A 26,381-nucleotide genomic window follows, 5' to 3' on the forward strand; every position below is an offset into this window, starting at 1 on the left:
TGCGGGGCCGATCAGCGCTGCGGATCGCGGCGGAACACCAGGCGGTCGGGCTCGGAGGCCGCCGGCACGTACTGGTAGCCTTCGAGGTCGAAGCCCTTGAGCTGCTCGACCGAGGTCGCCCGCTGGCGCACCGCGTAGCGGGCCATCAGGCCGCGCGCGCGCTTGGCCGCGAAGCTGATGATCTTGTACTTGCCGCCCTTGAACTCCTCGAACACGCAAGTCACGACGCGCGGCTTCAGCGCTTTCTTGTCGACCGACTTGAAGTATTCCTCGCTCGCGAGGTTGACGATCAGCGGGCTGGCGTCGGCGGCGGCGCGCTGGTTCAGGTAATCCGCGATCCGGGAGCCCCAGAACTGGTACAAGTTCCGGCCCTTGGGCGTGACCAGGCGGGTGCCCATTTCGAGCCGGTAGGGCTGCATCAGGTCGAGCGGGCGCAGCACCCCGTACAAGCCGCTCAGGATGCAGACATGGTCCTGCAGCCAGCCGAGCTCGGCCTCGTCCAGCGTCTTGGCCGCCAGGCCCTCGTAGACATCGCCGTTGAAGGCCAGCACCGCCTGCTTGGCGTTGGTGGTCGTGAACTCTGGACTCCAGGCCTGGTAGCGCGCGACGTTGAGGCCGGCGAGCGCATCGCTCAGGTCCATCAGCTCGGCGATCTGCTGGGGCGACTGCTCGCGCAGCCGCTCGATCAGCTCGGCCGCCTGCGGCACGAACAGCGGCTGGGTGTGGGTGGGGGTGACGGGCGGGGTGTCGTAGTCCAGCGCCTTGGCCGGTGACAATAGGAACAGCATGTTGAACATCCTCTATCGCGACGATTATCTGGTATCGGTGGACAAGCCGTCCGGGCTGCTGGTGCACCGCACCGGGCTGGACGCCGGCGAGACCCGCTTTGCGCTGCAGCTGCTGCGCGACCAGATCGGCCGGCCGGTCTGGCCGGTGCACCGGCTCGACAAGGGCACCAGCGGCGTGCTGCTGTTCGCGCTCGACGCCGACACGGCGCGCACGATGGGACTGGCGTTCGAGCGCGGCGAGGCCATGCGCAAGACCTACCGCGCGGTCGTGCGCGGCTGGCCGGCCGATGCGGGAGTGATCGACCACCCGCTCAAGCGCATGCCCGACGACATGCGCAGCGGGCGCGAGGAGATCCAGGACGCGCTGACGCATTACCGCGCCTTGGCGCGCTACGAGCTGCCGCTGGCGCAAGGCCAGTTTGCCAGCACCCGCTGCGCGCTGGTCGAGCTGCAGCCCGTCACGGGCCGCCGGCACCAGTTGCGGCGCCACATGAAGCATATCGCGCACCCGATCATCGGCGACGCGACCCATGGCAAGGGACCGCTGAACCGGGCGCTGGCGGACCTGCTCGGGCTGCAGCGGCTGTGGCTGCATGCGGGTCGGCTGGAGCTGCGCCATCCCATCAGCGGCCAGGATGTCGTGATCGAAGCGCTTCCAGGAGCCGAGTGGCAGCGCTGGTGCTCCATGGCTGGGCAAGAGGCCAGTTTATAATTTTGACCATCACAACAAAATCAGATATTCAAATGAATGCCAAAAAGATAAATATCATGACTTTCCTTGGGTGGTTTGCACTCGGCTCCAACTTCTTGCTTGCAACTCCGTCCTGGGCCCAGGACGACATCGCCGAATCCAATTTCAAGCTTTCGGGCTATGTTTCGGTGGTTGGAGGCAAGGTCCTCAACGGCAAGCTGGACAGCGATTACACCGGCCCCGCCAGCATCAACGGCATTCAATGTCCGTGCTATGTGGCCGACTGGAGCAATGCCGGCGTCTATGGCGAGCATCTATCGCTCGCCCAGGAATCCAGGATCGGAGTCCAGGGCACTTACACGCTCACGCCCCAAGCCAGTCTCACCGGACATGTGGTCAGTCGCGGGACGAACGGCAATCCAGACCTGGCCTGGGCGTTCGGCAGTTACAAGGTCAATCAAAACTGGGAAGTCCAACTGGGACGCAAGCGCATTCCGCTCTACTATTATTCCGACTTCCAGGATATCGGCGTCTCCTACCCCTGGGTCACGCCACCGCCGGAAATCTACGGCTGGGAAGCCACCAACTACAACGGTGCCAGCCTGCGCTACAGCCGTGACCTGGGAAACAGCCAGTTGACGGCCAGCGTCTTCACGGGTCAGGAAAAAAACAAGAAATCCCTGTACCAGAAACTGTACTATCCCGCCGGCGATACCGAGGTTCAATGGAACAACATCCTCGGCGCCGACCTGGAAATCAACCAGGGTCCGCTGACCTTGCGCGCCGTCGCCATGGGCGCGGATGTCAAGACCCTCAACACCAACGATGCCAATCCCATCAATGACATGGCCGTCTTGAGAGCTTATGGACTGGCAGCCAACCTGGACATGGATCGATGGTTCATCCTGTCCGAATTCACAAATCTCAGCCGAGACCACGCCGAAAGTCACTACAAGGTGACTGCACCCGCGCAGACCGTGGGTGCCGGCATGCGCCTGGGCAAATGGACCCCCTTCCTCAACTACAGCCGCTACACCGAACGCACCACGGACAGCAGCCTGTACACCCCGGGCTCCTACCACCGTGTCTCGGCCACCTTGCGCTACGACATGGCGGCCAGCACGGCCGTCAAGGTCCAGGTGGATCGGCAAATCGACAGCACCGACAACTTTGGCGGGCATGTCAGGGTGCTCCGCGTCAGCTATGACCGTGTGTTTTGATAAGGCTCAAACCATGAACCATTTCACCCACACACTGATCCTCGCCATCGGCGCCTTGATGGCCCAGGCCAGCCACGCACAGGTCGCCTTGGTGGCGGGCGCGCAAAGCAGCGCCTCGAAGCTGACGACCGAACAAGCGGCCAGCCTGTTCCTCGGCAAGTCGGAACAACTGCCAGGCCAAGGCACGGCCGTGCTGCTGGATCAGCCCGAATCCGCGACCGTGCGGGAGCTTTTCTACACCAAGGTCACGGGAAAATCCGCCGCCCAAGTGAAGGCCACCTGGTCACGCCTGGTATTTTCCGGCAAGGCCACGCTGCCAAAAGAAGTGCCAAATTCCGCTGCGGTCAAGAAGATGGTTGCCGGAAATGTAAACGCCGTGGGCTATATAGAAAAAAGCGCGGTTGACTCATCCGTCAAGGTTCTGCTCAGCGTGGAATGAGCCATCCCCGACACCGATCCTACCGTCCGGCAATCGATGCGCATCAGGTGCCCGACCTCAGAATTCCCAGAAAGCTCGCAGATGAAATTTCGTTCGAAGATATGGCTACTCCCCCTCTGCGTGGGTGCGGCACTGGCAGCCGGTCTGGTCGTTGGCTTGGTGATGGGGATGAACAACAATCGCAGCCTGGAATTGATCAGAACGGTTGAAACACCGTTTCTGGAATACCTGTTTGAAGCAGAACGCGGCGTTCACCAATTGCAGGCGGATTTCCAGGCCGCCGCCACGGAGGATGACATCGACAGACTCAAGGATGCACGAACCACCATCGAAAGCATCCGGAAATCGCTCAACCAGGCGCGTGCGCTCGAAGGAAAATCCGAGCTGGTCGGCAATCTGAGCCAGGCATTTGAATCCTATCAAGCGGCTGCGATGAGCACCACGCAAGGCATGCTGAACAAGAACATGGATCCTGGGCTGCCGCAACGCATGGGGATGGCGCAAAAGGAGTTGGCGCACCAAACGCAGCTGTCGCGGCAGCAAGCGCGTGTCACGCTCGATGAGCATTTCACCCGTCTGGTGGCCTCCCAGCAACAAGGCCTGATGATCAACACGCTCTGCGGCCTGCTGATCGTGCTGGGCCTGGGTCTGGGCTCGCGCGCCATCATCGCCTCGGTCTGGAAGGACCTGGGCGCGGAACCCGCGGAAGCGGCCGCCATCGTGCAACATGTCGGCAGCGGTGACTTGAGCCAGTCCATCGTCTTGCAGCCCGGCGACGGCAGCAGCTTGATTGCCAACCTGAAATTCATGCAGGACAATCTGACCCATGTGGTGGCGAGCATCCGCCTGGGTGCCGAAGCCATGGCAACGGCGACCAGCCAGATCGCCAGCGAGAACCTGCTCCTGGCCTCACGCACCGAGCAGCAAGCCACCGCGCTGGAGCAGACCACCGCATCGATGGGCGAGCTGTTCAACACGGTGCAGAGAAACTACGAGAACGGCCAACAAGCCAACCAGCTGGTCGAGACCGCCGCCGGGATCGCGCTCAAGGGGGGCTCGGTCGTGGCCGAAGTCGTGCATACGATGGAAGCGATCAATGTCTCCTCCAGGAAGATCTCGGACATCATCAGCGTGATCGACGGGATCGCCTTCCAGACCAACATCCTGGCCTTGAATGCCGCCGTGGAAGCCGCCCGCGCAGGCGAGCAAGGGCGGGGTTTTGCCGTCGTGGCCAGCGAGGTTCGCGACCTGGCGGGGCGCTCGGCCGCCGCCGCCAAGGAAATCAAGAGCCTGATCAACGTCTCGGTGAACGATGTCAGCGCGGGGTATCAGCTGGTCGAGAAGGCTGGCAGCACGATGCAGGAGATCGTCAACAGTGTCCAACGGGTGGCCAGCATCATGCGGGAGATCACCACGGCCAGCCAGGAACAGGCGCAGGGCATCGATCAGGTCAAGCAATCCATCATCCAGATCGATCAGGCCACCCAGCAGAATGCCGATCTGGTGCAGGAAGCCTCAGTGGCTGCACAGTCGCTGGAGCAACAGGCCAGCTCCATGGTTCACACGGTCAGCATCTTCAAGTTAACGGGCATCAAATCATGAGATCGCGCTCACTGGCCCGAGCGGCGGGGTGCGCGTAGCCCGCCCTCCGGCACCACGCCGTAAAATCGTCCGCTTCATCCCCCTCACCCCCGACCCCGCCCCGTATGCCGCGTGGGTCGCCTCAGACTCTCTGCCTACCCCGCCATGACCGAAGCCATCGCCCAACCCGGCCTGCAATCCCTCTCCAAGTCCTTCGAGCCCGCGGCCCTGGAAGCCCATTGGGGGCCTGAATGGGAGCAACGCGGCTATGGCGCGGCGGGCCTGCGCGGCACGGGCCGGCCCGACGCCAGCGCGCCCTCGTTCGCGATCCAGCTGCCGCCGCCCAACGTGACCGGCACGCTGCACATGGGCCACGCCTTCAACCAGACCATCATGGACAGCCTGACGCGCTACCACCGCATGTCTGGCTTCAACACGGCCTGGATTCCGGGCACCGACCACGCCGGCATCGCGACCCAGATCGTGGTCGAGCGCCAGCTGCAAGGCTTGGGGCTCAGCCGCCACGACATGGGTCCGACCCCGGCCGAGGCGCGCAAGAACTTCGTCGCCAAGGTCTGGGAGTGGAAGGAGCAGTCCGGCAACACCATCACCACCCAGATGCGCCGCATGGGCGACAGCGTGGACTGGAGCCGCGAGTACTTCACGATGGATGACAAGCTGTCCAAGGTCGTGAGCGAGACCTTCGTCCAGCTGTACCAGCAGGGCCTGATCTACCGTGGCAAGCGCCTGGTCAACTGGGACCCGGTGCTGATGAGCGCCGTGTCCGACCTCGAAGTCGAGAGCGAGGAGGAGGACGGCAGCCTGTGGCACATCGCCTACCCGCTGAGCAACGGCGCGGGCCAGCTGGTGGTCGCGACCACGCGACCCGAGACCCTGCTGGGCGACGTCGCCGTCATGGTGCACCCGGAGGACGAGCGCTACGCGCACCTGATCGGCCAGTATGTCCGGCTTCCTCTGTGCGGGCGCGAGATCCCGGTCATCGCCGACAGCTATGTCGACAAGGCATTCGGCACCGGCGTGGTCAAGGTCACGCCCGCGCATGACGCCAACGACTACGCGGTCGGCCAGCGGCATCATCTTCCTTTTGTGCGAGTCATCAACCTAAACGCCACTATCGGATCAATACCTCTAGATAACCAAGAGGCTCTTGACAAAACAGCTAGTACGCGGGCTCCATTACTGGAGGGGGACTGGAACAGTAAGCTGTTCCGTGACATTAACGAGCGGCAGGCAAATGGCACGTTAATTCCTAAAAAATATGAGGGCCTGGACCGCTTCGATGCCCGCAAGCAGATCGTGGCTGATCTGGAAGCCGCCGGCCTGCTGATCGAGGTCAAGAAGCACAAGCTGATGGTGCCACGCTGCGCCCGCACCGGCCAGGTGGTCGAGCCGATGCTGACCGACCAGTGGTTCGTCGCCATGACCAAGGTCTCGGAGCAGGACCCGACCGGCAAATCCATCGCGCAAAAGGCGATCGACGCGGTGCAGAGCGGCCAGGTGTCATTCGTGCCCGAGAACTGGGTCAACACCTACGACCAGTGGATGAACAACATCCAGGACTGGTGCATCAGCCGCCAGCTCTGGTGGGGCCATCAGATCCCGGCCTGGTATGACGCCGAGGGCCAGGTCTATGTCGCGCGCCACGAGGCCGATGCGCAGGCCCAGTTCGAGGCCCGCATCGCCGGCCTGGGTGAGTCGCAGCGCGCAGCGCTGCTGGCCGCCGGCCTCAAGCGCGACGAGGACGTGCTCGACACCTGGTACTCCAGCGCGCTGGTGCCGTTCAGCACCATGGGCTGGCCGGAAAAGACCCAGGACTACGACCTCTACCTGCCCAGCAGCGTGCTGGTCACGGGCTACGACATCATCTTCTTCTGGGTCGCCCGGATGATCATGATGACGACCCATTTCACCGGCCAGGTGCCGTTCAAGCATGTCTACATCCACGGCCTGGTGCGCGACGCGCAGGGCAAGAAGATGTCCAAGTCGGAAGGCAACGTGCTGGACCCGGTCGATCTGATCGACGGCATCGAACTCAGCCCCCTTTTGACTAAGCGCACCACCGGCCTGCGCAAGCCCGAGACGGCACCCAAGGTGCGCAAGCAGACCGAGAAGGAATTCCCCGAGGGCATCCCGGCCTACGGCGCCGACGCGCTGCGCTTCACCTTCGCGGCGCTGGCCTCGCTGGGCCGCTCGATCAACTTCGACAGCAAGCGCTGCGAGGGCTACCGCAACTTCTGCAACAAGCTCTGGAACGCGACCCGCTTCGTGCTGATGAACTGCGAGGGCCAGGACTGCGGCCTGAGCGAGCACAGCGCCGACCAGTGCGCCGCCGCCGGCTACCTCGATTTCAGCCCCTGCGACCGTTGGATCGTCTCCAGCCTGCAGCGCGTCGAGGCCGAAGTGGCCAAGGGTTTTGCCGACTACCGCCTCGACAACGTCGCCAACGCGATCTACGACTTCGTCTGGAACGAGTTCTGCGACTGGTACCTCGAAATCGCCAAGGTCCAGATCAACACCGGCAGCCCCGAACAGCAACGCGCCACGCGCCGCACGCTGATCCGCACGCTGGAGACCATCCTGCGGCTGGCGCACCCGATCATCCCCTTCATCACCGAGGAGCTGTGGCAGAAGGTGGCGCCGGTCGCCGGCCGCGCCGGCGAGTCGGTCAGCATCGCGGCCTACCCCGTCAGCCAGCCCGAGCGCATCGACGCCGCGGCGCAAGCCCATGTGGTGCAGCTCAAGGCCATGGTCGACGCCTGCCGCAACCTGCGCGGCGAGATGAACGTCTCGCCGGCACAGCGCCTGCCGCTGTACGCGGTGGGCGACGCCGCCTTCCTGTCGAGCATCGCGCCGGTGCTGCAGTCGCTGGCCAAGCTCAGCGAGGTCAAGGTGTTCGCCGACGAGGCCAGCTGGACCGAGGCCGCCCAGGCCGCGCCGGTGGCCGTGGTCGGCGAGTCGCGCCTGTGCCTGTTCATGGAGATCGACGTCGCCGCCGAGAAGGCCCGTCTGTCCAAGGAAGCCACGCGCCTGAGCGGCGAGATCGCCAAGGCCAGGGGCAAGCTGTCCAACGAGGCCTTCGTCGCCAAGGCGCCGCCGGCCGTGATCGAGCAGGAACAGAAGCGCCTGACCGATTTCGGCGCCACCCTGGCCAAGATCGAGCAGCAGCTCCAGCGCCTGGGCTGAGCCGGGACACTCCCAAACAGGGGGTAACGGACATGAAAAAAGGGACATGGGGCAAGACCCCAGTCCCTTTTTTTCGTTCCAGCCCGTATCGGGCCAGACCGCGATTTCAGTGCAGCACGAACACCGGCAGCTTGCTGCGCGCGATGACCTTCTTGGTGTGCGAGCCGAACAGGAACTCGCCGACCGGGCCACGGCCATGGGTGACCATCACGATCATGTCGCAGCCCGCCTTGTCGGCCTCGTCGATGATGGCGTTGTCGATCCCGCCAGCAGTGCGGTGCACCCCCTGGAAGGGCACGCCCGCCTGGCTGGCCTGCTGCTCGAACCGGGCCAGCAGCTTGGCGGCATGGGCCTCGTTGCTGGCTTCATGCTGCTGCATGTGCTGGGCGAAGAGCTGGGCGTTGTGCGAGGTCTCGGACAGCGCCATCTCGGGCTCGACGACGAAGCCGGTGATGCGGGCGCCAAGCTGCTTGGCCAGCGCGATGCTGCCTTCCATGGCGCGGTGTGACAACTCGGAACCATCGACGGGGACGAACAGGTGCTGATACATGGGGAGTTTCCTTTTGAAAAATAAAGGCGAAGTGACGGGATTCAATCCATTGTATCGATGACCACCGGGCTTGCGCATCCGTAGTATCACGATACTGCGCCAGCCTGCCCCAGAAGGCCGCGCCGAGCGAGCAGCTCACAGCACCACCACCTCGTTGCTGAAACCGTCCTCGACCCGCGAGCCGGCGCAGAGCACGGAATAGACCGAGCAGTCCAGGACTTCCTTCTGGATTTTCAGCTGGCTCGCGAACTCGGGCGACAGCGCGCAGTCGCCGTCCGAGATCATCAGCACATCGGCTTTCAGGTAGTCGGCCTGCCGGCGGATGATCTCCAGCGCCCGCCTGAGCGGCGATTCGAAATCGGTGCCGCCGCCGAATCCCTGCTGCAGGAATTTCAGCAGGCCGGCGGCATCGTTGCGGCCGTCCATCGAGAACTCGCGGATCTCTCCGGCCGAGCCGAACAGCAGCAGGTGTAGCGAGCGGTCCTCCTGCTTCAGGATGCTGGCGATCGCCAGCAGCAGCGCCTTGGCTTTCAGAATCGGAGCCCCATGCATGCTGCCCGAGGTGTCGAGGCAGGCGACGACGGGGCCGGTGCGCTTGCGGCGGGTTTCGGTGGTTTCGCCATTGACCAGCCAGGTTCCGCTCAGCTCGTAGGTCAGCAGGTTTTTCTCCAGCAGGCGGGCGTAAAACAGGGTTTCGAGCGTCTCGTCTTCGAGATGGAGCAGTTCGCTCGGCAGCATGCGCATCAGGTCGTCGCTGCGGTGCGTGCCGTGCACCTCGCTGCGACTGGCCTGCGGGACCCTGGCCTGCTGCTTCCTTTGCTCCGAGATGTAGCCACGCCCCATCTGGCGCGCGAGCTCGCGGATACGCGCGTTGTTCCTCAGATGCTCGGCCAGCGCGGCGAATTCGTCGCTGCCGGCCTGCAGGTCGGCATGGGAGAAATCCGCACCGGGACAGGCCGCCAAAAAGCCCTTGACTTGCTCGTAGCGCTCGGAGATGTCGCCCAGCGTCCGGCTGAAGCCGCGCAGACGCTGACGGATCGGGTAGGGGATGACCTCGTCGGCGATCTCGGCCTCGTAGTCGCGCGCGGCTGCCAGTTCGGCGCGGATCTGTTCGATGCTGGCCGCGTTGAGCGGCAGCTGGCGGAAATGGTCCTCATGCGCCTGCCAGTCCGGCTCGGGCGGATCGTCTTGTTCGTCGTCGCTCCAGTCCCACAGCCGCCACTTGGTCGCGCCGAGCTGGTCGCGGGCCGCGCGCTTGAGCACGGCCATCGTCGGCTCCCAGGTCTCGTCCGGCAGCATGGACAGCGCGCGGTCGAGCAGCGACGCCGATTCGGCCCGGCCCGCGACATCGACGCATCGGGTCGAGAACTGGTGGCAGTTCTTGATCACCAGACCGTAGAACGCGCGTTCGCCTAGATGGCTGGCGGCGCGACGCGCGACGGCGGAATGCCCGACCGCGCCGTCGCTGTCGCACGAGACATAGATCTTGCGTCCGAGTTGGCTCTTGGTCGTGAAGCTCGCGGGGCCGCTGAGGGAGACCGTGCTTTCGGCCAGGCCATCGACGACGATGTTGGAGATCTGGCCGTCGCCGACATGGATACCCGAATGCTCGACCATCAGCCACAGATCGCAATAGACGACGCTGCCGGGCACCGGCACCACCTTGGCGCGGAAAACGCTGTCGACGAAATACTTCAACGGCTTGAAGCCCAGCCGGACGGCGGCGGGCAGCAGTTGGGTCAGCCACGACATCATGGGTTCGACCCCTTCAGAGCCAGATGTTGGCGCGGACCTGCTGCGTCAGCAGGTCGGTCGTGGTCTGCTCAGACGCAGGCGCGGGCACCGCACTGACCGGCTTGGCGCCAACGCCGACCGAGCGCAGCGCCGGCCGGTCGTTCTGGGCGTCCCAGCACCAGATGTTGTCGAAGTCCCAGCCCAGCGTGTTCTCGAAATAGCGCTGCTTGAACAGGTCTGCGGCAACGGATTTGCCATCTTTGCCATTTCCGTCATCAACACCCCTGTTGCTATCGGTTGAGACATTGCCTTTCAAAATAGATTCTTTATCATGATCGGAAACAATACGGGCCGGTAAAAAATCCTTTTTATCAGGAACAGCCTCGAAACTCAATCGGCCCACGGCGCAATTCATGATCTTGCTGCCTTTGGACACCATGGTAATACCAGAAAAATTCATATCTACCTCCAATGCACTCATAACAAAGCAACGCTGAACTACACTGCTTAAGAAATTCCTAGCAATCCCAGCTCCGTCATTAATAAATGCACGACCAACAGATGAAGCAAGCATACCAAAAATAGATAAAACACGAATAGATGGCATGCGCTTTATTTCCACAAGGCAATCATCAATAATGCAATCTTCAACCCTACCAAAAATTAAAAAACTCTCAGAAACACAACAAGATATATTACAACCCCATACGCCACCAAAAATTAACGACGACTTGGATATACAGGAATTTATGATGCAGCTTTTAGCCTCCCCTCCAATTAATGATGCATTTGATGCACAGGAGGTTATCACAGAATCTACAGCGTTTCCGTGAATCAACCAATCATGAGAAAAACAGTCTATCATTTTACTTCCGACTAAATCTCCAGCAATAAACTTACAATCTGATTCGCATTTCTTTATTTCACTTGATGCTACAGATACAGCAAACGCCAAACTTTTTAATACGATATTCTCAATCTTTGATCCATCTAAAATTTTATCGAAAAGAATATATGAGTCTGAACTAGAGCTCGATTTCAGCATTATCAAGTTTCCGCATCCATCATAATTTCCTTTGAAAACTATGTTTGGCCAAGTAGTCATCTTGGAATATTCGATATCAACAGTCTGCTTGAAGTGATAACCCTGCTGTCCAACTTCGGGACGGTCCAGGTCCATCAGGTGTTCAATCGTCTCGATCAGCAGCGGGTCCTGCGCGGTGCCGCTGCCCTTGAAGCCCTTGAGCACGACGCCCTGTCGGGCACCGACCGACGCCAACGCGGATGAAGGCTTGAGCGCGACGGCGGTGTTGCGACCCGATGCCGGAACCAGCGTCTTGCCGTCGTCGGCCAGCTCATACGTCGGTGATTCGTTGGCAGCGCCGCCGAGTCGCGGCGCTTCTTCGCACAACACCTGGCGGCTAAAGCCCTGCAGCGTGCCCAGCACCAGATCGCGCACCTTGATCGCGTTGTCCTGGTGGTTCCACAGGCAGTCCTTGAGCAGGAAGACGTCGGACAGATCGACCTCGCGGCGGCCGTTGGTCACCGCCGAGACCCGCAGCAGCTTGACGACCTTCTTCAGGCGGCGATCCGACAGGCTTTCACGGCGGTCTTCCTTGAAGGCGTCCTTGTGCGCCATCCAGATGCGCTGCACCACCTGCACGATCTCGGCCGGGATCGTCACCCCCTCGGTCGCACGCCGGAGGCGTTCAAAGTCACCGGCGTCGAGCTGGCTGGCAGGGCTCAATTCGGGTTCCGCCGTGTGCTCGAACAGCAGAGGCAAGTTGTCGTCGCTGACGTAATCGACGAAGACACGCACCAGGAAGCGGTCGTACAGCGCGTTGAGTTCTTCCTGATCGGTCGGCAGTTCGTTCGATGCGGCAATCAGCGCCAGCAGCGGCACCTGTTGCCGCTCGGCGCCGTTGTGGTAAAGACGCTCGTTCAATATCGTCAGCAGCGCATTGAGGATGGACGAGCTGGCCTTGAAGATTTCATCCAGGAAGGCCATCCGCACCGTGGGCAGGTAGCCCGCTGTGTTGCGCTTGAAGCGGTCGGCCTTGAGTTCGCTGATCGACAGCGGCCCGAAGATTTCCTCCGGCGTCGAGAACTTGGTCAGCAGGTATTCGAAATAGTCGTCGGCGGCGCCAGCCAGCGCATCGGCGATGCGGCGTGCAATCAGGCTCTTGCCGGTGCCAGGCGGACCGATCAGCACCAGGTTTTCCCCGGACAGCACGGTCAGCAGGGCGGATTTCAGCGTGTGCTCGCGCTCGACCAGGCCGTGGTTGAGCTGACCGAGCAGGGTCTGGATTTTTTCTTTCATCGAAGGGGGGCTTTCAAGACAGGGAAACAGCCCCATCGTAGCCCCGGCCGACGACAGCTGGTGTCGTTTCGACTCAAGCTGTCACAGCGACACAGCTCTTGTCAGCGATCCGCATTCGCCAGCGCGACGAAATCGGCCTTCTCCATCAGCCACGAAAAGCCGAAGCCCGCCAGCAGGCCCCAGAAGGCCGCGCCGATGTTGAGCAGGCTGATGTCGGACACCGTCACCAGCAGGCTGATCAGCGCGCCGAGCGTGAAGCGGCCGCCACCAAAGGAGGCGACAAAAGCCCCCTGCAGCACGCGCAGCATGGCCAGGCCACCGAGCACCATGATGTAGGACTTGGGGGTGGCCAGCATCAGGCCGGTGAAGGTCGGCGCCATCAGGCCGAACAGCACGCCAAAGCTGCCGAAGGTCAAGGCAGCCGTGTAGTGGCGACCACGCTCGCCCGAGGAGGTCAGCAGCGCATTGGTCGGTCCGGTCAGGCTGCTGCTGACCGCGCCGACGCTGGCGCTGAAGAAGGCCCCGATGCCGCAGGCGACCGCGATCGCGTTGACCGGCGGCTCATGCTGGGTCGCCTTGAGCACCGCGACGCCCTGCCCGTTCTGCACCACCAGCACCGTGATGGCCAGCGGCACGACCAGCTCGACCAGCGCGCCGAGCGACCAGACCGGCGCCTGGATCAGGGGCTGGGCCAAGGCGAAGCTGCCCAGGCCCGAGCTGTCCAGGCGCCCGAGCAGCGCGATCGCCAGCGCCCCCACCAGCAGCGCGCCGATCAGCGGCGGCAAGCGCTTGCCCCAGACCGGCAGCGCCGACAGCGTGACGAAGGCGATCACCATCGGCGCGGCGATCGCGGCGTCGCTGTGCAGCGCGCGCACCAGGTCAAGGCCGAAGCGCAGGAAGACGCCGGCCACCATGCCCATCACGATCGGCATCGGCAGCGCCGACATCAGGCGCTTGACCCAGCCACTCAAACCCAGCAACAGCACCAGCAGGCTGGTGGCGTAGAAGGCGCCGATCACCTCGGCAAAGCTCAGGTGCTGCAGCGCCGGGCCGACCAGCACGGTGCCGGGAATGGTCCAGGCAAAGCCCAGCGGCATGTGGTAGCGCCAGCTCATCGCGATGGTGAGCAGGCCGTTGACGAAGAAGACACCGAAGATCCAGGAGGCCAGCTCGGTCTGGCTCAGGCCACCGCGCGTGCCGACCGACAGGATGATCGCCACCGGCCCGGTGGCCGAGAAGATGAAGCCGATCAGGCCGTTGGCGAAATAGGCCGGACCGAAGTCGGCCAGGATCTGGCGCAGGCCGGGGCGGCGCGCGACAGCGGTTTCAAGGTGGGCAAGCATGGGGGCAGTCTCGATAGTAGGTATCGCCGCGCGCCGACGGGTCAGGTCGAGCGAGTGGCTGGTGCTGCTGACAAGTATCACTGTTTATTTATATTTAATAATTAGCTTCACAACAAAACACCGTTCACAGAAAATAAACAATGGACCGCTTCCAGGCCATGCGCCTGTTCACCCGCATCGTCGAACTCGGCAGCTTCAGCGCCGCCGCCGCCCAGCTCGGCCTGACGCGCGCGGGCGCGACCCAGGGCATCCAGCAGCTGGAGGCGCGCCTGGGCGTGCGCCTGCTCGCGCGCACGACGCGCCAGGTCACGCCGACCCCCGACGGCCACGACTACTACCCGCGCTGCGTGGCGATCCTGGCCGACGTCGAGGACGCCGAGGCCTCGTTCTCGCTCGCGACCCGGGCGCCGCATGGCCGCATCCGCATCGACCTGCCGGGCTCGCTGTGCCGGCTGGTGCTGATGCCGGCGCTGCCCACCTTCTGCGCGCATTACCCCGAGATCCGGGTCGAGCTCAGCGTCAGTGACCGCCAGATCGACCCGCTGCGCGAAGGCGTGGACTGCGTGCTGCGCATCGGCGAACTCGACGCCGACCTGCCGCTGGTCGCCAGGCGGCTGGCCACCCTGCCGCTGGTGACCTGCGCCAGCCGCGCCTACCTGGACCGCCACGGCCGCCCCGCCACGCTGGCGGATCTGCCGGGACACCAGGCGGTCGACAACCTGTCGGCCACCAGCGGCAAACCCTTCCCCTTCGAGTTCATCGTCGATGGCCGCATCGAGCGGCTCAGCCTGCCGGCGGGTGTCGCGGTCAACGACGGCGGCGGCTTCGTGGCGGCCTGTGCCGCCGGGCTGGGGCTGATCCAGGTGCCGCTTTATCATGTCGAGCCGCAGCTGGAATCGGGCGAGTTCGAGGAGGTCCTGCCCGCCCACCGCCCGCCCGCCATGCCCTTGCACCTGCTCTACGCGCCCAACCGCCAGCCGGCGGCCAGGCTGCGCGCCTTCATCGACTGGGTGGCAGGCCTGTTCAGCCAGGCTGGCCGACCGGGCTGATCCGGGCCTCCATTATCATTACGCCAACCTGCCGGGCCACCGCGCCTGTGCCGGCCCCTCATACCGGAGAAAAGATGCCCTTGCCGCGCGCCCTGTCCCTGATGCTGCTCGCCCTGGGCATGGGGGCGGGTGCGCAGACGCTCGACGAGATCCAGAGCCGCGGGACCCTGAAGGTCTGCATCTGGCCCGACTATTTCGGCATCAGCTGGCGCAACCCGCACACCGGCATCATCCAGGGCCTGGACATCGACCTGTCGCAAGCGCTGGCCAGGGATCTGGGCGTGCGCCTGGAATATGTCGACACCGATTTCAGCCACGTGCTCGACGACCTCGAAGGCCACAGGTGCCAGCTCGCGATGATGGCGATGGGCATCACGCCCGAGCGCACGGGCCGGGTCAATTTCTCACAGCCCTACCTGCGCAGCGATGTCTACGCCATCACCACCCATGCCAACCGCTCGATCCAGGGCTGGAATGACATCGACAAGCCTGGCCGGGTGGTCGTGGTGCTCAAAGGCACGCTGATGGAGCCGCTGATGCAGCGCACGCTGCAGCACGCGACGCTGCGGATCGTGACGCGCCCGCAGGAGCGCGAGCGCGAAGTCGAATCAGGCCGGGCCGACGTCTTCATCGCCGACTACCCCTACGGCAAGCGCCTGCTGATGAACAGCGACTGGGCGCGCCTGATCGCCCCCGAGCGCGAAGTCCAGCTCACCGACTACGCCTATGCGGTGCCCAAGGGAGACCCGCGCTGGCTGCAGCGCATCAACCAGTTCGTGTGGCAGATCAAGCGCGACGGCAGGCTGGTCCAGGCGGCTCGTGCGCACGACCTGCTGCCGATCATGGTCCGGGAATGAGGGGCATGGTTTGAGTCATGGACTCGACAACGGGCTGGAGCCGAAACGGTTCCGGCGCTTGTTCGCGGTGTTCTTCCTCGGCACCCTGCTGCTGCTGTGGGTAGCCTACGGCGTCAGCAGCCACTTCATCCGCCGCAACCTGGAGCAAGGGCTGGCGATCCGCCTGCAGCGCGATGCGATGCTGCTGGAAGACCACAGCTCGCGCACGCTCGACAGCGTGGCGGCACGCCTGACCTCGGTGGCAGCTTTCACCACGCCGCAGGCGCTGCGCGACCACGGGCTCTCGCCCGAGCGGCTGCACGACCTGATCGCCGACAACCCGGTGCTGCGCAGCCTGTCCTTGGTGGATGTCGGTGGCCGCGTCGTGGCGAGCTCGGAGGCTCAGCACCTGGGTCTCAGGCTGCAGCCAGACCTGCTGCCAGCGCTCGACGCCGACAGGACCATCTCCTACGGGGACGTCTTCCCGGCACGCGACCTGGCGGGCATCGCGACAGACAACCAGGAACCCGCTACCGACTTGACCATCTGGCTGGTCGCGACCACCGTGACGCTGAACGGGCAGCCGCATCGCTGGGTGGCCGCGATCAACCCTGGCTACTTCCAGAACTTCTGGTCCCGCTTCGACCCCGAACTGCGTGACACGATCGGCTTGTACGACCACCACGGACAGCGCTTGATCACGAGCGGGGGCCAAGGCCCCAACACCTTCGCGCTGTCGCAAGTCCTGGGCGACAAGCTGCTCCAGCGCGAACTGGGCCTGTTCGAGCTGGAGCGCAACGCCGGCTGGCAGGTCGCCTACCGCAGCAGCCCCCTGCACCCCGTGGTGATGGTCGTCATCGCGGACCGCGACCTGCTGCTGGCGCAGGCTGTCGACGAGCGACTGCGCCTGATGCTGGCCTTGCTGGGATCGGTACTGATCACCGCCGTCAGCGCCTGGCTGTTTCGCTGGTACCGGCGCTACGAAGCCTCCATCACCGAGCTGGCCAACCAGACCCGGGCCATTGGCGCCCACCTGATGCTCTCGGAAGCCGACCCCGAAGGCCGGATCACGCATCTCAACCGGGCCATGCTGCAACAGACCGGCTACCAGGAGGCCGAGCTGCTCGGGCAGAACCACCGCATCCTCAATTCCGGCTACCACGCGTCGGACTACTACGAGCGCCTGTGGCACACCGTCAGTTCGGGCCAGATCTGGAAAGGCATATTCCGCAACCGCGACAAGGCCGGCGCCCATTACTGGGTCAACACCACCATCGTGCCCTTCACCGACGCCTGGGGCAAGGTGACGCGCTACGTCTGTCTCTACAGCGACATCACCGAGGCCATCAGGCTGACCGAACAGCTGGAGGACGAACGGCGCCTGCGCAATGAACTGGCCAGCCTCAACGAAAAGCTGCTGACCCACGCCAACACCGACCCGCTGACCGGACTGTCCAACCGGCGCGGCTTCGAGCATTTCGCGCAGGAGGCGCTGGCCGCATCGCGCCAATTCGCGCTACCGATGTCCGCACTGATGCTGGACCTCGACCACTTCAAGCAGGTCAATGACGGTTACGGCCATGCCGCTGGCGATGCCGTGCTGCAGGAAATGGCCAGGCGCTGGAATAGCCTGATACGCGGCTCGGACCTGCTGGCACGCCTGGGCGGCGAGGAGTTCTGCCTGCTGCTGCCCAACACCCGGCTCGGCCAGGCGCAGCAGATCGCCGAAAAGCTGCGCCAGGCCTGTACCGCCAGTCCGGTGCCATGGCCCAGCGAAACAAGCCAGCAGTTGCTGAACGTCACGGTCAGCATAGGACTGGCCAGCAGCGACCAGCTCGAAGCGATCGATCTGCAGCGGCTGCTGCACGATGCCGACCAAGCGCTCTACGAGGCCAAGCACAGCGGCCGCAACCGGGTGGTGGCAAGGGCCACAACGCCCGAAAGTCCCTGAGGACTCCGGCCGCGCCCGATCGCGGACAATCGCCGCTCACGTTCAATCGGATCATCATGGCCATCTTGCTCGCGCCCATGGAGGGGCTGCTCGACTTTGCCCTGCGCGACACGCTCACGCGCATCGGCGGGATCTCGCTCTGCGTCTCGGAATTCATCCGCGTCACCGGCACGCTGCTGCCCGAACGCGCCTTTCGCCGCGTCGTGCCCGAGCTCGACCAGGGCGGCCGCACTCCGGCCGGCGTACCCGTGCGCGCCCAGCTGATGGGCTCCGACCCGGTCTGCCTGGCCGACAACGCGGCGCGACTCGCCAGCCTGGGGCCGGCCGGCATCGACCTGAACTTCGGCTGCCCGGCCAAGGTCGTCAACCGCCATGGCGGCGGCGCCGCGCTGCTGCAGGACCCCGAGCTGCTGCACCGCATCGTGTCGGCGGTGCGGCGCGCCGTGCCGGCCGCCATGCCGGTCTCGGCCAAGATGCGGCTGGGCTTCGACGACGACCGCCAGGCCGAGGTCTGCGCGCTGGCGATCGAGGCTGGCGGTGCCGACCAGCTGGTGGTGCATGCCCGCACCCGAGCGCAAGGCTACAAGCCGCCGGCCTACTGGCACCGGATCGCCGACATCTGCCAGGCGGTCAGGCTGCCGGTGGTGGCCAATGGCGAAATCTGGTCGGTCCAGGATGCCCGCGACTGCCTGCGGCAATCGGGCTGCACCGACCTGATGCTGGGCCGGGGCATGGTCGCCGACCCCGGGCTGGCGCTGGCCATCCTGGCCGACCAGGGCCGGCACGGCAGCCATGAGACCGGCTGGGCCGAGCTGCTGCCCCTGCTGGGCCATTTCTGGCAGCTGGTGCTCGAGCGCATCGAGCCACGCGCGCGGCCTGGCCGCATCAAGCAGTGGCTCAACTACCTGCGACAGCGCCACCCGGAAGCCGAGCAGGCCTACCAGCAGCTGCGGACCGTCAACGACCCGCGCATGATCGAGGCCTGGCTGAGCCGTCAATTGGACCCGCAACGGGTGCCCGTGCTGGCCTGCGCCTGAGCGACACCCCCACCCTTCAACGCACCAGCAGCCGTTCGAGCCAGGGCAGCAGCCAGGGCAAGGCAAACGAGGTCAGCAGCCCGTTGAGCCCCATGCCCAGCGCGGCGAAGGCGCCCGCCTGCTCGCTGAACTGGAACGCGCGCGCCGTGCCCAGGCCGTGCGCGGCCAGGCCGAGCGCGAAGCCGCGCACCGCATCGTCCTCGATCCGCAGCCGGCGGTAGAGCGCCTCGGCGCACAGCCCGCCGACCATGCCGGTCACGATCACCAGCACCGCCGTCAGCGAAGGCAGGCCGCCCAGGCGCTCTGTGACCGCCATCGCGATCGGCGTCGTGACGCTCTTGATCGCGAGCGAGACCCGCGACTCGTGACCCGCGCCGAACAGCGCTCCCAGACCCCAGCCCGAGACCGCCACCACCAGGGAGCCCAGGAGCAGCGCGCCCAGCAGCGGCAGGGTCATGACCCGCAGCCGGTGCCAGTTCGCGTAGAGCGGGATCGCCAGCGCGACCGTCGCCGGCCCGAGCAGGAAATGGATCAGCCCGGCGCCGTTCATGTAGCGGGCGTAGGGCGTGCCGCTGAGCAGCAACAGGGTCGAGAGCAGCGCGACCGCGATCAGCACCGGGTTGGCCAGCGGGTGGCCGCGCAGGCGCCGCTGCAGCCAGAGGCCGAACTGGTAGGCCAACAAGGTCAGCGCCAGCCACAGCAGCGGCAAGCCCGCCAGCCGCTCCCAGACCATCGCCGCGCGCTCCGGCATCGCTCAGCTCCGACCCGGCGTGTCGGGAGAACGACGCAACAGGGCGCGCAACAGCAGCGCGGTCACGGCCAGCGCCAGCAGCGTGCTCGCCAGCAGCGCCAGCGACAGGGGCAGCCATTCGCGCGCCAGCAACGCGCCGTGCAACACGACGCCGGCACCGGCCGGCACGAACAGCAGCGACAGATGCTGCAGCAGCTGGCCCGAGGTCTGGGCCAGGCGCCGACCCGGCCCGCCGCGCCACAGCAGGCCCAGCAACAGCAGCACCATGCCGGCGACCGGCCCGGGCAGCGGCCAGTCCAGCCACAGCACCAGCGCCTCGCCGGCGAGCTGGAACAGCAGCAGCCAGCCAAGACCCTGGATCATCGCCCGCTCCCGTTCACTGCAGCCGCTCAGCGCCGCTTGAGCCAGGTAACGAACTCAGGCCCGGTCTGGTCCTGCTGCAGCAGCTCGTTGCCGGTCTGCCTGGCAAAGGCCTGGAAATCACGCACCGAGCCGGCATCGGTGCAGATCACCTTGAGCACCTGGCCGCTTGCCATGCCGGCCAGCGCCTTCTTGGATTTGAGGATGGGCAGCGGACAGTTCAATCCGCGCGCGTCGAGTTCCAGATCGGCAATCATTGCTTGTGCTGACATGATGAAATTCCTGGCCAGGCGTCAGGCCGGGAACACGCCGGTCGACAGGTAGCGGTCGCCGCGGTCGCAGACGATGAAGGCGATCGTGGCGTCCTGCTCCCGGGCCGCGATCTGCTGCGCGACCCAGCAGGCGCCAGCCGCCGAGATCCCCGCGAAGATGCCCTCCTCGCGCGCCAGCCGGCGGCACATCTCCTCGGCATCGGCCTGGCTCACGTAGACCAGCTCGTCCACGGCCTTCGGGTCGTAGATCCTGGGCAGGTATTCCTCGGGCCACTTGCGGATGCCGGGGATGCGCGAGCCCTCGCTCGGCTGCGCGCCGATGATGCGGACCTCCGGGTTCTGCTCCTTCAGGAAGCGCGACACGCCGGTGATGGTGCCGGTGGTGCCCATCGCGCTGACGAAATGCGTGATGCGCCCGCGCGTCTGCTTCCAGAGCTCGGGTCCGGTGGTCTCGTAATGGATGCGCGGGTTGTCGGGGTTGGCGAACTGGTCGAGCACCTTGCCCTTGCCCTGCGCGACCATCTGGTCGGCCAGGTCGCGCGCGCACTCCATGCCGCCGCTCTTGGGCGTCAGGATCAGCTCGGCGCCGAAGGCCTTCATGGTCTGCGCGCGCTCGATGCTGAGGTCCTCGGGCATGATCAGCACCATGCGGTAGCCGCGCACGGCGGCGGCCATCGCCAGCGCGATGCCGGTGTTGCCCGAGGTCGCCTCGATCAGCGTGTCGCCGGGCGCGATCTCGCCGCGCTCCTCGGCACGCCGGATCATCGACAGCGCGGGGCGGTCCTTGACCGATCCGGCCGGGTTGTTGCCTTCGAGCTTGGCCAGCACCACGTTGCCGCGCTCGCGGTTGGACTCGGCACCGATGCGCTGCAGCGCGATCAGCGGCGTGTGGCCGATGGTGTCTTCCAGGGTCGGGTAGACGACGGGTTTCTTCCGGCTGCGGGGGGTCGCGCGTGTCATGGACTTTTTTCTTTGGAATGAGAGGGACAGTCCCATCACTGTGCCATAATTTGGGTCTCATTCCTGCCCGGGTGGCGAAATCGGTAGACGCAGGGGATTCAAAATCCCCCGCCGCAAGGTGTGTCGGTTCGAGTCCGACCCCGGGCACCAAATCTAAGGCCGCATGGTTCCGCAACCGTGCGGCCTTTCTCTTTTCTCCCTCTACGGGGCCGGGTTTCGCTTCCGGCGTGGTGCGCCTCGGTGCGCGTGCATCCGGGGCATTATGGGGGCACATTTGGGGGCATGAAATCGGAAACTGGGGGCACATGCTCAGAAGTGCCCCCGCCGATGGGGGCACCGGCTCACCCTGGCCAAGCTGGCGTACTGGCTGGCCACCTGCTGGCGCAGCCCGCCGCCTCGACCACGATCCGCACCAGGTGCAACAGCTCGACCAGGTACAGCAGCGGGACGCAGCCCGCCCCCGTGCCGCCTTCACTTAACCCCCTTAGGGCACCTCTCGCAACAGCCGGGCCACGCGGCCCGAACAACCCGCGCTCAACCTCACCAGGGAGGACCCATGACAGGGGGTGCCCCACTGGCTGCCCTGATGCCCCAGGTCTCCCGCCATGTGCCCCCATCGGCTGGATCTGATCAACCCACAAGCGTTAACCGTTCACCATTCACCATTCACCGTTCACCCTTTTCGTTCACCACGCACTAGGGCAACCACGTGGTCCGAATTACCCGCGCTTGTCCCCGATGGGGAGGACCCATGCCGGCGTGTAGGGACTTGTTGCGGGTGTTGCGTTGCGGTGTTGCCTATGCGGCAGATTGGCGGACTGGCGGCGTGGCGCAGCTCGCATCACCCGCGCTGGGCAAAGCCTTAGAGGACCCGCGACCCGCATCCCGTATCACTTTCATAACGGGATGAACTAGACCCCGCCTGTCCCCCCTTGAACTGACATCAGACGCTTGTTTTCTTCGGGGTGTCGTTCCGTTTTGACGGGAACCACGGGAACCTCCCTGTTAGTAACCAACTTAAACCATTGTCATAATTGAAGAAAATAGGTTCCCGTCACTGGTGGGAACCTGGGCGATTTTGACGGGAACCTGCCACTTTAGACGGGAACCTCGGTTGGCTGATTGCTCAATATTTCAGCAGAATAAGGACTTATTAACAGCATCCATAATAAGTTTTTTCCCTTATTCGATCTGGTGACGATGATTGCATCGAATTCCAGCGCGGAAGGGAATCCGCCCACGCCGCCCTATCGCGGCCCGTAAAAATTTCATTTAAATCAGAATGAAATGCTAAGGCGCGGGCAGCGAAACCGCCCGACCAGCTCACCTGATTCGACCGGGGACAGCACCGCAACCCGGCCGCACCGCAGGCGCTCAAGCCCTCGGCAGGCCGGCCGGCTGGGGTTGCCTTGACCCGCAGCGGATCGCCGCCCATGGCTCGATCTGGCAGGGCTGCCGGCGGTAGTCGCTGCTCACGCGGCCGGGTTCCCGGCAGGCGCTCGACCAGGAGCACCGGCACCAGCAAGGGCAGGCACGCGGCCGGCAGCAGCCACCACGGCCGCACCACAGCCGCTCAGGCCCTCGACAGGCCGGCCGGCTGGGGCTGCCTTGACCCGCAGCGGATCGCCGCCCATGGCTCGATCTGGCAAGGCTGCCGGCGGTGGTCGCTGCTCAGGCGGACGGGTTCCCGGCAGGCGCTCGACCAGGAACACCAGCACCAGCAAGGGAAGCCACCCGGCCAGCTTGACCAGGAGCAGCGCCAGCCGCTCGACCGGCAGGCCCGGCCAGGAACGAAAAACCCGGCACGGGCCGGGTTTGGACTTGGCTGATCTGGTGATCCGGCACCAGCGGTAGCCGTTGCCGGGACGCCTTCACAGCTCAAGCTCGAAGATTTTGGCCGGGATGTGATAGCAGCGGGATTGCCCGACGCCGGGCAGCTTGACCTTTTTGGCGTGCCGGCCCGGCTCGTTCATCATCAGGCAGCCATGATCGGCCAGCACCTTACAGACGGCCTCGAAGTCGAAGCCCTTGCATACCTCGCCCCGGAACACCTCGGGCAGGATGAAGAATTCGGCTGATACGCTCTCACCGCTCAGGGGGGTGATGCGCTCGCCATAGTTGCGCTCGTGCTCGGCATCGGTCTTGATCGGCTCGCCGCGCTCATTGACCATGCGCCGAAAGCCAGCCCGCATCAAGGTCTTTGCGCTATGGTCATCGGCTGCCCGGTGCCACCAGGTGAACCGGCCTTCGCCGTGCGATGACAGGAAGCCTTGCACCTGCCGCAGCATGGCGGAAACCTCGCTATTGCCCGTGCCACCACGGGCGGCCAGCCAGGCATTGAAGCAGGCCCGGGCCGCCTTCTCGCTCTCGCCCTTGGGCCAGCCCGTCAGGCCGGCAACGGTCGCCAGCTCGCCCGCCGCCCCGACCAAGGCGAAGCGTGCCCCCACCCGTTGCACCTGCCCGCCGGCCAGCTCGGGCACCATGGACAGCATCAGGTCATTGGACAGCTCGCGGATGCGGGCCTTGAGCGTGCCAGTGTTCGCGGTCAACCACTGCAACCACTCGCGGCCAACGGCCCCATACACCGCCGCCGCCTGGGCCGTCGCATGGCTGGAAAACGCCGCCCCGCCTTCCTGGTCGTGCAGCCACTCAAAAGCCCCCAGCCCCAAGCCCGCATCGGCTGGAATGTCCGCCATGCGGATTTCCTGCCCGGCCCGCGTGCGCTTCATGCCTTCGGCCATGTGATCGGCTAGCCCCAGCTCGCCAGCGGACAGGAACAGCAGCCGCCAGGACAGGCGCGGCCTTGCCGCCCCGTTGCGGGTTGCTCGGGCCTTGCTCTGCTCGTTGGCCAGCATGTAGGCGCATTCGCCGGCCGTCTTGGGGTCCACCTGGGCCAGCTCGTCCAGGATCAGCAGCAAGTCGGAATGCTGCGCCGCGATGGCTTCCAAGGCGTTGTCGGTCGTGCGCCAGCGTTGCAGGTAGCTTGATCCGCCCCAGACGCTCGCGGCCAGCTTGAGCGCGGTAGTCTTGCCGCTGCTGCTGTCGCCCCGGAAGTGGAAACCGCCCGACTCGACCCCGGCCGGGCGCAGCAGCGGCCCGGCAAAGGCGCAGGACACTGCAAAGGCCAGCCGGGTATTGCCGGCACACAGCGCCGCCACGCGGTCCCGCCACTGGCCTGCCGTGCCCCGCGTGCGGATCGTGTTTTCCATGGCGCTGTCGGTCTGGAACACGATCCGTTCGTCATCGTCGCCAATGGTTTCATGGGGCAGCACGAAGGCGCGGCCATGCCAGCCGGTCTTGTCGGTACACAGCGCGTTCTCGTCGGGCTGCCGGGTCTGTATGTATTGCGTCAGCAGGTTGCGGGCGCGGGGACTCGCCGCGATCCTCAAGCCCATGTTCAGCAGCGCGGCCCGGTACTCGCCGCCGTCGCCGCTCAACATCCGGGCCGGCATAGCCCATTGCTTAGGCCGGCCTTGAGGATCGGCAAAGGTCAGCAGGTAGCCCCAGCCGTTGCCGTCCTGATCGCGGGTCAGCGCCTCGACATCCAGGCGGCTGCATACAAATTCCGGCTTGGTCGGGTTGCCGTCACGGTCCACGCCGTGATGCAGCACGCCGGCATCGGTCACGTCGAAGCGGTCCCAGTCGGGTGCGTCATCATCGGCAGCAGGCCGGGCGCTTTTCGCCTTGGTCGGGCGCGAAGGCTTGCCGGCCGGGCTGGTCGCGGCCTGGGCTGTCGCCAGTCGTACCCGGTGGGCATCTATGCCGGTTTGCACGATCTCGCGCACCGCTGCCAGCCCAGCCGGGCCGCCGTGGTGGGCGTGCAAGTCGTTGAAGTCGAAATTCTGGCCGGGCGCAAGCCCTTCGGGGGGAAACAAGGCCAGCCCGTTGACCGCCTTTGCCGCTGCCGTCGCAGCAATGCGGCCGATGTTCTTGCCGGTGCGGGCTTCGGTCTCTTGATCGTCGTCGCCGCAGGCAATCAGCAGCGCGGCCGGGTACTGCTCCCGCAGGGCACGGGCAGCCTTGCCCAGATTACCGGAATTGAAGGCGACCGCCACGGGGTAGCCCGTGGCCTCATGCAAGGTTGCGCCCGTCGCATAGCCTTCAGCCAGCAGCAGCACAGCGCCAGGATCGGCAGGGGTCGTGCCAAACAGGTGCCGCAGGCCGGAAACCCGGCCGCCAAACGGAAATCGCTTTTCCTCACCATCGGCGGGCTTCACGGGCGCGATGCGTTGCACATTCCACAGCTTGCCGGCAGCATCCCGCAGCGGCACCAGCAACCAGCCATCACGCGCAAAGCGCAGGCCGTGGGCTTGAACCCCCTTGCGGGTCAGATAGGCGCTCTCGCCGGCTTCGCTGGCGGCCGCCCATTGGGTTGCGGCCTTGATCGCCATTTGCTCATGCTTGGCGGCCTTCTGCTCGCTTTCGGCCCGGTTGCGCTCGGCACGTTCGCGGGCGTGGCGGGCCGCTGCCTCTGGGTCGGGTGGGGCTGGCGCGGTGTCGCCTTGTGGGAAGGTGAAACCGTGCGACTTAGCCAGGAACCACAGCGTCCCAATGCTCACGCCGCCGCCGGCCTTGATGCTGCGCCATGTGTCCTTGGTGGCCTTGGCGTCGTACAGCTCGCCGGCCGTCTGGCTCCAGGCGTCGAACAGCTCGAAGCCCGTGCTGTCCGGGTATTCGGATTTGATCGCCATGGCCACCCTGGCCCATTCCTCGCGGGAAATGGCCGCCGACAGGTGCGCCAGGGCCGCCCGGATCAGTTCGGGCGTGATGTGATGGTGTTGGGTCATTGGGTGCCGAATAGATCGAGCTGGGGGCCGCTCTTGGGCCGATAGATCAGGGTGAAGGTGTGAAGGTGCGGACCATGCGGGTATGGGTACCCCCGACACAGGCCACCTCACGCCAGCCTCTTTGCAGGCCATAGCCCAGGTTGGGCATTTCGGACAGAACCTTGGTGATGCTGCCCACGTCGGCGCAGGCGTCGATTTCCTTGGCGGTCTGGTCGTGGTAGCGTTCCAGGTAGTCCGCCACGCGGGCAGCCTGGTCGGATCGCGTGTCGCTGGGTAAGTGTTTGATTGCCATGCTCTGGCCTTGGTGATGGGTGCCAGGGAAGCGACAGCCGCCGCTTCCTGCTGGCGCAGTGCCGCTCAGTGGGCGCTGTCTTCGTCTTGCAGCAATTCTCAATTTGGCCGAACGAGAGCAAACTGGAGGCGTAGAGACTTCTGACAGAGGCTGTCATGGCTGGAGTGGTCAAGGGCAAGACGCTGGATTTCGCGCAAGTGATGCATCGGGTGCGCG

Annotated in this window: 20 protein-coding genes and 1 tRNA gene; 10 read left to right on the plus strand and 11 right to left on the minus strand. The window is 64.9% G+C overall.

Annotation, left to right across the window (positions count from 1 at the left end; genetic code table 11):
* Nucleotides 1-11 precede the first annotated feature (11 nt).
* The gene (gene yaaA / locus PHR85_RS07940) at nucleotides 12-788 is read right to left on the minus strand and encodes a peroxide stress protein YaaA (RefSeq protein ID WP_300052694.1); all 777 of its coding nucleotides are present in this window, start codon (nucleotides 786-788) and stop codon (nucleotides 12-14) included.
* Here yaaA and PHR85_RS07945 point away from each other — a divergent pair.
* The 5 genes from PHR85_RS07945 (at nucleotide 787) to PHR85_RS07965 (ending at nucleotide 7,923) form a co-directional block, all read left to right on the plus strand.
* Nucleotides 787-1,500, plus strand: coding sequence for a pseudouridine synthase (locus PHR85_RS07945; protein WP_300052697.1), 714 nt, complete (start codon nucleotides 787-789; stop codon nucleotides 1,498-1,500). The two genes, yaaA and PHR85_RS07945, sit on opposite strands and share 2 nt — an antisense overlap.
* Before the next feature lie 32 nt (nucleotides 1,501-1,532).
* Nucleotides 1,533-2,699: a hypothetical protein gene (locus PHR85_RS07950; RefSeq protein ID WP_300052700.1), complete on the plus strand. Its 1,167-nt coding sequence runs from the start codon at nucleotides 1,533-1,535 to the stop codon at nucleotides 2,697-2,699.
* 13 nt (nucleotides 2,700-2,712) lie between these two features.
* On the plus strand, nucleotides 2,713-3,138 hold the full coding sequence (locus tag PHR85_RS07955; RefSeq protein ID WP_300052702.1) for a hypothetical protein: 426 nt from the start codon (nucleotides 2,713-2,715) through the stop codon (nucleotides 3,136-3,138).
* 36 nt (nucleotides 3,139-3,174) lie between these two features.
* The gene (locus PHR85_RS07960; protein ID WP_300052705.1) at nucleotides 3,175-4,740 is read left to right on the plus strand and encodes a methyl-accepting chemotaxis protein; all 1,566 of its coding nucleotides are present in this window, start codon (nucleotides 3,175-3,177) and stop codon (nucleotides 4,738-4,740) included.
* Between the two features lie 144 nt (nucleotides 4,741-4,884).
* Nucleotides 4,885-7,923 (plus strand): valine--tRNA ligase, encoded by a 3,039-nt coding sequence (locus PHR85_RS07965; RefSeq protein WP_300052707.1) that lies wholly within the window; start codon nucleotides 4,885-4,887, stop codon nucleotides 7,921-7,923.
* 106 nt (nucleotides 7,924-8,029) lie between these two features.
* Here PHR85_RS07965 and PHR85_RS07970 read toward each other — a convergent pair whose 3' ends face one another.
* From PHR85_RS07970 to PHR85_RS07985, 4 genes are all read right to left on the minus strand, one after another.
* A complete protein-coding gene (locus tag PHR85_RS07970; RefSeq protein WP_300052709.1) occupies nucleotides 8,030-8,473 on the minus strand; it encodes a universal stress protein in 444 nt (147 codons plus the stop codon).
* Between the two features lie 135 nt (nucleotides 8,474-8,608).
* Complete coding sequence (locus PHR85_RS07975; RefSeq protein WP_300052711.1) at nucleotides 8,609-10,225, minus strand: VWA domain-containing protein; 1,617 nt, start codon at nucleotides 10,223-10,225, stop codon at nucleotides 8,609-8,611.
* Between the two features lie 16 nt (nucleotides 10,226-10,241).
* Entirely contained in the window at nucleotides 10,242-12,527 is a 2,286-nt protein-coding gene (locus PHR85_RS07980) for an AAA family ATPase (RefSeq protein WP_300052713.1), read from the minus strand.
* A gap of 101 nt (nucleotides 12,528-12,628) precedes the next feature.
* Complete coding sequence (locus PHR85_RS07985) at nucleotides 12,629-13,870, minus strand: benzoate/H(+) symporter BenE family transporter (RefSeq protein ID WP_300052716.1); 1,242 nt, start codon at nucleotides 13,868-13,870, stop codon at nucleotides 12,629-12,631.
* Nucleotides 13,871-14,010: 140 nt separating this feature from the next.
* Here PHR85_RS07985 and PHR85_RS07990 point away from each other — a divergent pair, with 140 nt between their 5' ends.
* The 4 genes from PHR85_RS07990 to PHR85_RS08005 all read left to right on the plus strand — a co-directional run bounded on the left by PHR85_RS07990 (nucleotide 14,011) and on the right by PHR85_RS08005 (nucleotide 18,743).
* The gene (locus PHR85_RS07990) at nucleotides 14,011-14,919 is read left to right on the plus strand and encodes a LysR family transcriptional regulator (RefSeq protein ID WP_300052718.1); all 909 of its coding nucleotides are present in this window, start codon (nucleotides 14,011-14,013) and stop codon (nucleotides 14,917-14,919) included.
* Between the two features lie 74 nt (nucleotides 14,920-14,993).
* Nucleotides 14,994-15,776 (plus strand): ABC transporter substrate-binding protein, encoded by a 783-nt coding sequence (locus PHR85_RS07995; RefSeq protein WP_300052721.1) that lies wholly within the window; start codon nucleotides 14,994-14,996, stop codon nucleotides 15,774-15,776.
* 10 nt (nucleotides 15,777-15,786) lie between these two features.
* Nucleotides 15,787-17,706 (plus strand): diguanylate cyclase, encoded by a 1,920-nt coding sequence (locus PHR85_RS08000; protein WP_300052724.1) that lies wholly within the window; start codon nucleotides 15,787-15,789, stop codon nucleotides 17,704-17,706.
* Between the two features lie 56 nt (nucleotides 17,707-17,762).
* The gene (locus PHR85_RS08005; protein ID WP_300052726.1) at nucleotides 17,763-18,743 is read left to right on the plus strand and encodes a tRNA-dihydrouridine synthase; all 981 of its coding nucleotides are present in this window, start codon (nucleotides 17,763-17,765) and stop codon (nucleotides 18,741-18,743) included.
* A gap of 16 nt (nucleotides 18,744-18,759) precedes the next feature.
* Here PHR85_RS08005 and PHR85_RS08010 read toward each other — a convergent pair whose 3' ends face one another.
* The 4 genes from PHR85_RS08010 to cysM are packed head-to-tail and all read right to left on the minus strand — an operon-like array spanning nucleotide 18,760 to nucleotide 21,086.
* A complete protein-coding gene (locus PHR85_RS08010; protein WP_300052729.1) occupies nucleotides 18,760-19,494 on the minus strand; it encodes an LrgB family protein in 735 nt (244 codons plus the stop codon).
* A gap of 3 nt (nucleotides 19,495-19,497) precedes the next feature.
* Entirely contained in the window at nucleotides 19,498-19,857 is a 360-nt protein-coding gene (locus tag PHR85_RS08015; RefSeq protein WP_300052732.1) for a CidA/LrgA family protein, read from the minus strand.
* A 26-nt stretch (nucleotides 19,858-19,883) separates the two neighbouring features.
* Nucleotides 19,884-20,111, minus strand: a complete 228-nt coding sequence (locus PHR85_RS08020) for a sulfurtransferase TusA family protein (RefSeq protein ID WP_300052750.1) — start codon at nucleotides 20,109-20,111, stop codon at nucleotides 19,884-19,886.
* A gap of 36 nt (nucleotides 20,112-20,147) precedes the next feature.
* Entirely contained in the window at nucleotides 20,148-21,086 is a 939-nt protein-coding gene (gene cysM, locus PHR85_RS08025; protein ID WP_300052735.1) for a cysteine synthase CysM, read from the minus strand.
* A gap of 65 nt (nucleotides 21,087-21,151) precedes the next feature.
* Between cysM and PHR85_RS08030 the strand changes: the two genes are divergently transcribed.
* Nucleotides 21,152-21,236 (plus strand) — tRNA-Leu (locus PHR85_RS08030).
* 1,721 nt (nucleotides 21,237-22,957) lie between these two features.
* Here the strand turns inward: PHR85_RS08030 and PHR85_RS08035 are convergent.
* Both PHR85_RS08035 and PHR85_RS08040 read right to left on the minus strand, forming a co-directional pair.
* Entirely contained in the window at nucleotides 22,958-25,873 is a 2,916-nt protein-coding gene (locus PHR85_RS08035) for a DUF927 domain-containing protein (protein ID WP_300052737.1), read from the minus strand.
* Between the two features lie 46 nt (nucleotides 25,874-25,919).
* Nucleotides 25,920-26,165: a hypothetical protein gene (locus PHR85_RS08040; RefSeq protein WP_300052740.1), complete on the minus strand. Its 246-nt coding sequence runs from the start codon at nucleotides 26,163-26,165 to the stop codon at nucleotides 25,920-25,922.
* Nucleotides 26,166-26,381: the final 216 nt, after the last annotated feature.

It is taken from the genome of Malikia sp. (assembly GCF_028687635.1).
GTDB lineage: Bacteria > Pseudomonadota > Gammaproteobacteria > Burkholderiales > Burkholderiaceae_C > Malikia.